Source organism: Dehalococcoidales bacterium (assembly GCA_030698765.1).
In the GTDB taxonomy this organism is placed as follows: Bacteria; Chloroflexota; Dehalococcoidia; order Dehalococcoidales; family UBA2162; genus JAUYMF01.
In genome coordinates, this window is record JAUYMF010000129.1 from 1 (window position 1) to 7439 (window position 7439).

Sequence of the window (7439 nt, forward strand, 5' to 3'; positions counted from 1 at the left end):
TCACACTAGTGTAGTGTATTACAAATGTCTTTACAGTTCTGTCATTCCGGACCCTGGCCTGTCGCCAGGACAGGCTTGATCCGGAATCCATGTCTATCCCCTGGATTCCAGCCTTCGCTGGAATGACAGCAACTTCCTTGATATGGCAAGATATATAAGAGACACTACACTAGCTGCAAAATATACCCACAAATTTACCTTAGTCCTGCTTGATAATATAGGCGGGCTTTGTGCGCTGGCGCAGCGCCAGCAGGAAATCGTAGATATCATCCCCGGAGCGGGCTCTGGCGCGGTCGTACTTTTCATAATGCGTAATTTCATCAAGCTCCCTGCGGTAGGTGGGGGCGGGTTGGTATGCCGGATAGCCAATCGGGACGATGGTATGAACCGTCAGCTCCTCCGGCACGTCCAGCAGGGTTTTGAGAGCCGACTCCATATTTGACTGCCAGCTTAACCACTGGGAACCCAGCCCCAGGGCGGCCGCCGCCAGGCAGATATTCTGGGTGGCGTTAGCCACACCTTTATAATAAATGGAACCCATTCCGCCGTCATAAGGCAGAAAGTGGGTTACCAGCAGTGTCGCCTGAAACGTTCGGGGGTCGCCGCAGACCACGATGAATACCGGGGCATCCTTGAATCCCGGCGGCTCGTTGCGCGGGCCTTCCGCCATGGACGGGAAGCGCAGCTCTTTGATTCGCGTCTTTTCCACCGGCCAGGCCTGATTGTTCCGCTGGTAAATGTCAACAATCTTCTTCCTGGTATCGGCGTCCCTGACGACGATGAACTCCCAGGGTTGCGCGTTGGCTCCGGACATCGCCCAGCGCGCCGCCTCAATTATCTTTTCGATATATCCATCGGGTATGGGGTCAGGCTTGAAGCGGCGGATGCTCCTTCTCTTTTTCAACAGCGCCAGAAAATCATCAATCTCCATGTCCAACTCCTTACCAGAGAATACCTATCATATAGCAGAACAGCAGGATATGGTCAATAGCCTATTTCCAGGCTTTCGCTGGCACGGAGATAAAAATCACCATTGAAGGTAATGGCGGGGCAGTCCTCAGCGGGTGAGCGATTTGAGGCTAGTAGTGGCTCTTACCGCCGTTTAGAGGTCCCGGGAACCAGGTAAAAGAGATCATCCAGCGTATAGTCCGGGAAGGCCTTTAACGCCCCGACAATAAACTTTTGATTAATCTGCCGTTTCCCTTCCCGCACCCGGTAAATCTGACTCACCGATATCCCCATTGCCTGCGCCAGTTCAGAGAGGTTCCGGTAGCGGTCACGGTGGCCGTTGCTGCAAAAATCAAAAATCTTTGTCCTGACTATCATAGACCGTTCCTCCGTAGTGACATATGACCGATATTGTAGCCATTAATTAGCCATTTGTCAAGATGACACCGCCGGGTCATGGTTAACGCCTCTTGATTAATTGGCCGACTGGGAGTATAGTTTAGTTTGAGTTTACGGAGGTGTAGTGAGTGGCTGGGGGCAAATTATCAGGCTCCGTAAACATAGTTTTTTCAGCGGAGATTACCGATTAATCAGGGAATTGTGATGAGCCATACTCAAGCCGACCCGAAGAACACCTTCGGCAGTATGCTGGGGTCAGAGGTTAAACTAATACTGGACAGGGTAAGTGATATTATCATCGGGCAGTGTGTGGAATCGTATATCGTCGGCGGACTGGTACGGGATGCGCTGCTGGGGCGGGATACGGCTGACATTGACCTGGCGGTAGCCCCGGACGCCCTGGAAATCGCGCCCAGGGTAGCCGGCGCCCTTGGCGGTAAGTACGTCCTGCTGGACCGGGAGAACAGAATCGGCCGGGTAATTCTTCCCGACAGCGAACCAGCCCCGTGCGGGCGGCGCTGGGAGCTTGATTTCTCAACGCTGGCAGGGGATATCGAACATGACCTGGCGCGGCGTGATTTTACCATCAACGCGATGGCAGTTGACCTCGGTCAACTGCGGCAAGGTCCGGCTGTCGCGCTGATTATCGACCCTTTTTATGGACAGGAAGACCTCAAGCAGGGCGTGATCCGGGCAGTCAATGAATCGTCACTGCCCGCTGACGCCGTCCGCCTGCTGCGGGCCGTCCGCCTGGTTGCCGAGCTGGGGTTCAGCATCGACCCGGAAACGGAGGCACAAATCCGTCATCACTCCTCCCTGATAACCACCATAGCCGGTGAGCGGATAAAGGAAGAGTTGCTCCGGCTCCTGGCTTTTCCCGGTAACGAGCGAATTCTGACTTATCTCGACGACCTGGGTCTGCTGACGGAGATTCTCCCGCCGCTGGCCGCTGCCAAAGGTATTGAACAGCCGAAAGAGCATTTCTGGGATGTTTTTGAGCATTCCCTGAAGACGGTAACCGCCGTCGACTTTCTTCTCAGGCAGGGACGCTGGGAATACGCTGACGGAGAAGTTATCGCCGCCGTCCCCTGGTCAGCAACGCTGGCCGGGCACTTCGCGCAGGAGGTCAGTGGCGGCAGCACCCGCCGGACACTGCTGAAACTGGCTGCGCTGCTCCATGACGTCGCCAAGCCCCAGACCAAATCCATCGAGGCTGGCGGACGGGTACGCTTTCTGGGACACGCCCTGGATGGAGCCTCCATAGCCGCTGGTTTGCTGGCAAAGCTCCGCTTCAGCGCCCGGGAAATAAAGCTGGTAGAGACTCTAATCCAGCACCACCTGAGGCCGGGGCAGATGAGCCAGGGCCAGCTACCCACCCACCGGGCTATTTACCGCTACTTCAGAGATAGCGGAGACGCCGGTATTGATACCCTTTTCCTGAGCCTGGCTGACCACCTGGCGGCACGCGGTCCGGGGTTAGACCTGTCCCACTGGCAGGAACACGCCCGGACGGTAGAGTACGTGCTTTCCCGGCGCTTTGAGCAGGAGAGCATCGTCCATCCTCCAAAGCTGGTTGACGGGCATGATCTGATCAACATTTTCGATATCAACCCGGGGCCGGAAGTCGGGGTGGTACTGGAAGCGGTGCGTGAAGCCCAGGCTTCGGGAGAAGTTACTACCAGGGAGGAAGCGCTAAAATACATCGAGAAACTTCTGGAGGAAACAGCCGGTAAATGATTACAAGGAATACGCGGGTTTTCATCATCGTAATGCTAATTTTTGTCCTGGCGGCGCTGGTAGTCCTCCCCATTGATGAGGGGATATTAGGCAGGAGGGGAGTACGGCTGGGGCTGGACTTACAGGGTGGTATTCATATTGTTTACCGGGCTGACCTGTCTTCGGTAGGGCCGGGCGAAGAGGCCGGCGCCATCGACGGCGTGATTGCGGTGCTCGGTAACCGGATCAACCCGATGGGGGTAACCGAGCCAGTCATCCAGAAGCAGGGCGAGGACCGGATTGTCCTGGCATTACCCGGACTCAGCATTACCGATAAAGAGAAGGAGAGCCTCTCACGGGTGGCGCTCCTGGAGTTCGGGGTACTGGCCACGGAGAACGCAACAGCCAAATGGGAGAATAGGCTGGGCAAGTGGAAACCGGCGACAGCTATCATCAACGGAGAGGAAAAAGAGCTGACCAGCCGCTATTTCAGGGAAAGGACCTTCGTCAGCCGGGACAATCTGGGCAGGATAGAGCTGGTATTCGAATGGAATGAAGAAGGCAGCCAGCTGTCCCGGGAAATCACCAGCCGGATGATTGGCCAGCCCCTAGCCATTTTTGAAGGCGATGAAGCCCTGCTGGGAGAGGATGGCATCCCCATTGCTCCCACTGTGCAGTCGACGATTGTCGACCGGGGCGTGATTACCGGGTTGAGCTTAACCGAGGCGGAGCGACTGTCCCGGCAGTTAAATGCTGGCCGCCTGCCGGTTCCCCTGGAGATAATCTATGACCAGACGGTATCGCCGATACTGGGGTCTGATTTCGTTGAGATGAGTGTCCGGGCCGGATTCATCGGGATAATAATGGTCATGCTGTTTATGATTTTCTACTACCGCCTATCCGGCTTTCTGGCCAGCCTGTCTTTAGTCTTCTACGGCTTTCTGGTAATCGCGCTCTTCAAGCTGATACCGGTGACGCTCACCCTGGCCGGACTGGGCGGGTTTATTCTATCTATCGGCATGGCGGTAGACGCCAATGTGCTCATTTTTGAACGATTAAAGGAGGAGCTGAGAAGCGGGCGGACACTGGGGGCTTCCATCGAAGCCGGGTTTAACCGGGCCTGGTCAGCCATCAGGGACAGCAATGTAACTACCTTCATTGTTTGCGCTATTCTGTACTGGCTGGGCAGCAGCATCGTCGCCAGCGCCCCGGTACAGGGATTTGCGCTGACCCTTTTCATCGGTGTGGCGGTAAGCATGTTTACGGCCGTTGTTGTTACCCGGACCCTGCTGCGACTGTTCGCGCGCACGTCACTGGCGCGGTCGCCCTGGTTATTCAGTCCTCATCTGGGAAGGAAAGATGTTTGATATTGTTGGTAAAAGGTTCTGGTTCTTTCTTATCTCCGGGTTAGTAATACTGGTCAGTATTGTTTCCCTGGCTACCTTCGGACTTAAGGCTGGAGTCGAGTTCAGCAGCGGCTCAATGATGACCATCGGCTTTGAGCAACCGGTAGACCAGGATGCCCTGAGAAGGGAACTGACTGATCTGGGGTATGGCAGTGCTATTATCCAGCGCGTCGGCGAGGACGAGTTTCTGCTCCGTCTACCGGAGTTGAGCGGCCAGGAGAAGACCGCTCTGGAGAACGGGATCAGCGCCGGTCTGGGCGCTATGCAGGTCAGAGAGTTTGACGCCGTGTCACCGATGGTCGCCACCGAGACGACACGTAATGCGGCTATCGCCGTCGCCATCGCCGCCATCGGGATACTGCTCTATGTCACCTGGGCATTCCACCGGATGCCCAATCCCTTCCGCTATGGTACCTGCGCCATAATAGCCCTGGTGCATGACGCGCTGGTGGCGTTGGGGACTTTCTCCGTTCTGGGTGGCTTATTAGGCTGGGAAATCAATCTGATGTTCGTGACCGGTATCCTGGCGGTTATCGGCTATAGCGTCAATGATACCGTGGTTATCTTTGACCGGATACGTGAAAACCTGACCAGGGATACCAAGGCTGACTTCGAGACGATAGTTAATACCAGTCTGATCGAGACGCTGAGCCGTTCTCTGAATACGGTCGTGACCACTCTGTTTGTGGTTTTAGCGCTGCTGCTCTTTGTCGGGCAATCAATTCAGAATTTCGCGGTAGTGCTGCTGGTTGGTATCATCGCCGGAACATACAGCTCACTCTGCATCGCTCCCCAGCTACTGGTAGTCTGGCAGAAAAGGGAGTGGGGCAGGTTCATCGGCAAAAAGCCCTTAACCATCAGCAAAGTTCAAGCGAGATAGAGCTTCGTTAACATATCGAGCGAGCACGGTATTATTCGGTTTTGGTCGGCGGTGTCATTGCGAGACCATTCCGGTAAAACCGGAAGGCGAAGCAATCTGTGTGTGGGGAAGGGTACCCCTCACCTCTCAGATTGCCATGTCGCGGAGTTTACACTGAGCGAAGTGAACGTGCTCCTCGCAATGACAAATAAAACCAACCAAATACAGAACCGTGAGCACAGCTAATTGACAGTCCCGTACGGTTAAGTTATAATCTAGCAACTGGAGCAGGCGTTCCTCATACGTAAAGTAAGCCGGGCCTTTTTAGGCAGCGGGAGACCGTGGGACCAGAAATCCTGCGGTCTTTTTCTTTGTATTGACAAGGAGAATACAAGCGCTGAGGAGGTAACGCGTTATGTTTTCTACTCCAATAGCAGCCGCCAGGCTTTTCCTGTCAGTTGTCATCACCTTAATCGGGCTTAAAATCGCAGTAGGGGCCATTACCGGCAGTATCAGTATCTGGGCCCAGGCTGCGGATAGCTCTCTCGACCTTCTTGCCGCAATAATCACCTTCATTGCGGTAGGTTTCTCAACAAAACCGGCTGACAAGGAACACCCCTTCGGGCATGGCAAGATAGAGAATATCGCGGCTAGCGTCCAGACAGTGCTCATGATCGGGACTGCCGGCTCGATAATATACGCTGCCATCCAGCGAATAATGTCCGGAGCCATAATTGAACTCACCGAGGCTGGCATCGGGGTTATGCTGCTCTCCATGATAGCCAGCATCTTATTGTCCCGCTACCTCTTCCGTATAGCCCGGTCTACCGGTTCGGTGGCGCTGGAAGCAAACGCCCGCATGCTTACCGGTGACATTTACTCCAACGCCGGAGTAATGATAGGGCTGGTAGTCGTTCGTTTCACAGGGCTTTATATCATTGACTCGGTCCTGGCGCTGATCGTGGCGTTACTTATCCTGATTATGGCTTACCGTATGAGCCGGATGGCTTTCGGCCCGCTGGTTGATGTGAGCTTGCCCCAGCAGGAGCAGGAGGAATTATTTTCTTGCATCCGCGAACACCGTGACCAACTGGTCGGTTTTCACGCAGTGCGCACCCGTACTGCCGGTAGCCAGCGCTTCATCGACCTTCATTTACTGATGCCCAGGAATGCCAGCGTGGAAGAGGCGCATCAGATGTGCGACCACCTGGAACAGGATATAAAAAGGCGCCTGCCCAATTCCAGCATTACCATTCATGTTGAACCATGTGAGACCGAATGTGAGGAGTGCGCTGTCTCCTCTTGTAACCTGAAAATCAACGTAATGCAACCCGGACACTGATGCCAGATAGAGAATCTAGAACGCAATCCGGAGACCGGATACCAGGAACCAGCCACCAAAGCCGAGGAGCAGCAGGCTGCAGACAATGAACAGACCCTCCTGAAACTTCTGCCCCCAGAGGGACCTGGTACGATAAATCAGTATTGAAACCAGGGAGAGCCAGGCCAGGTCACACAGCCAGTGTACCAGGATGAAAAGGGGCAGCCCTGCCAGTCCGAAATCAAGAAATTTCATAATAAGCATGCTGCCGATAGTCGCCCACCAGAGCAGGAAGAAGGGGTTAAAGCCACTGGTCAGGATACCGGCCACAAAAGCGTTATAGGGCAAGTCTTTACCCTGCTGGACTACCCGGGTGCGGGCACGGAACATGGCGATACCGAGTCCGGCAATCATGCCGCCGCCGAGCAGGCTCAGCACCATCTGCACCATATCGTTTTCGAAGAAGCGGGCAAAGCCGAAGTATATCAGCAGTATCAGGGGGACTTCAATCACGGCGTGTCCCAGGGATATCCCGACTCCGGTCAGGGGCGAGCGGTAGCTTTTGGCCACCGTAACGGCAAACATCGGCCCGGGCATCATTACCCCGGAGAGTGAAATGACGACGATACTGAGCAGTACCGGCAGCATAAAAATACCTCGCTCCATTGTAGCACACCCGTCTTCCCGGTGCTCCGGCGTAGTATCATCAGAGTTACTCAGAGTTTTCCTTCCCCTTTGGAAAAGGAGAAATAGGGGGATTTCAGGCGTCATAATCCCCCTTAATCCCCCT

The 7439-nt window shown here is 54.8% G+C and carries 7 protein-coding genes; 4 read left to right on the forward strand and 3 right to left on the reverse strand.

Annotated elements, in window-relative coordinates; translation table 11 throughout:
* Positions 1–199 precede the first annotated feature (199 nt).
* Together Q8Q07_06415 and Q8Q07_06420 are read right to left on the reverse strand one after the other, a co-directional pair.
* Positions 200–931: a nitroreductase family protein gene (locus Q8Q07_06415; protein MDP3879917.1), complete on the reverse strand. Its 732-nt coding sequence runs from the start codon at positions 929–931 to the stop codon at positions 200–202.
* Positions 932–1092: 161 nt separating this feature from the next.
* Complete coding sequence (locus Q8Q07_06420; protein MDP3879918.1) at positions 1093–1326, reverse strand: helix-turn-helix transcriptional regulator; 234 nt, start codon at positions 1324–1326, stop codon at positions 1093–1095.
* A gap of 225 nt (positions 1327–1551) precedes the next feature.
* On the opposite strand from Q8Q07_06420, the gene Q8Q07_06425 reads away from it, so the two are divergent.
* The 4 genes from Q8Q07_06425 to Q8Q07_06440 all read left to right on the forward strand — a co-directional run bounded on the left by Q8Q07_06425 (position 1552) and on the right by Q8Q07_06440 (position 6670).
* Complete coding sequence (locus tag Q8Q07_06425; protein MDP3879919.1) at positions 1552–3084, forward strand: HD domain-containing protein; 1533 nt, start codon at positions 1552–1554, stop codon at positions 3082–3084.
* Positions 3081–4430, forward strand: coding sequence for a protein translocase subunit SecD (secD, locus tag Q8Q07_06430; GenBank protein MDP3879920.1), 1350 nt, complete (start codon positions 3081–3083; stop codon positions 4428–4430). Before Q8Q07_06425 ends, secD begins: the two co-directional genes overlap by 4 nt.
* Positions 4423–5349, forward strand: a complete 927-nt coding sequence (gene secF / locus Q8Q07_06435) for a protein translocase subunit SecF (GenBank protein MDP3879921.1) — start codon at positions 4423–4425, stop codon at positions 5347–5349. The genes secD and secF overlap by 8 nt, the downstream gene beginning before the upstream one ends.
* A gap of 394 nt (positions 5350–5743) precedes the next feature.
* Entirely contained in the window at positions 5744–6670 is a 927-nt protein-coding gene (locus Q8Q07_06440; GenBank protein MDP3879922.1) for a cation diffusion facilitator family transporter, read from the forward strand.
* A gap of 15 nt (positions 6671–6685) precedes the next feature.
* Here Q8Q07_06440 and Q8Q07_06445 read toward each other — a convergent pair whose 3' ends face one another.
* Positions 6686–7420: a LysE family transporter gene (locus tag Q8Q07_06445; protein MDP3879923.1), complete on the reverse strand. Its 735-nt coding sequence runs from the start codon at positions 7418–7420 to the stop codon at positions 6686–6688.
* Positions 7421–7439 lie beyond the last annotated feature (19 nt).

Excerpts from the sequence above, each read along its gene's own strand:
- secD (MDP3879920.1), top strand. The coding sequence starts at position 3,081 with ATGATTACAAGGAATACGCGGGTTTTCATCATCGTAATGCTAATTTTT.
- Q8Q07_06415 (MDP3879917.1), bottom strand. The coding sequence starts at position 931 with ATGGAGATTGATGATTTTCTGGCGCTGTTGAAAAAGAGAAGGAGCATC.
- Q8Q07_06420 (MDP3879918.1), bottom strand. The coding sequence starts at position 1,326 with ATGATAGTCAGGACAAAGATTTTTGATTTTTGCAGCAACGGCCACCGT.
- Q8Q07_06425 (MDP3879919.1), top strand. The coding sequence starts at position 1,552 with ATGAGCCATACTCAAGCCGACCCGAAGAACACCTTCGGCAGTATGCTG.
- Q8Q07_06445 (MDP3879923.1), bottom strand. The coding sequence starts at position 7,420 with ATGACGCCTGAAATCCCCCTATTTCTCCTTTTCCAAAGGGGAAGGAAA.
- Q8Q07_06440 (MDP3879922.1), top strand. The coding sequence starts at position 5,744 with ATGTTTTCTACTCCAATAGCAGCCGCCAGGCTTTTCCTGTCAGTTGTC.
- secF (MDP3879921.1), top strand. The coding sequence starts at position 4,423 with ATGTTTGATATTGTTGGTAAAAGGTTCTGGTTCTTTCTTATCTCCGGG.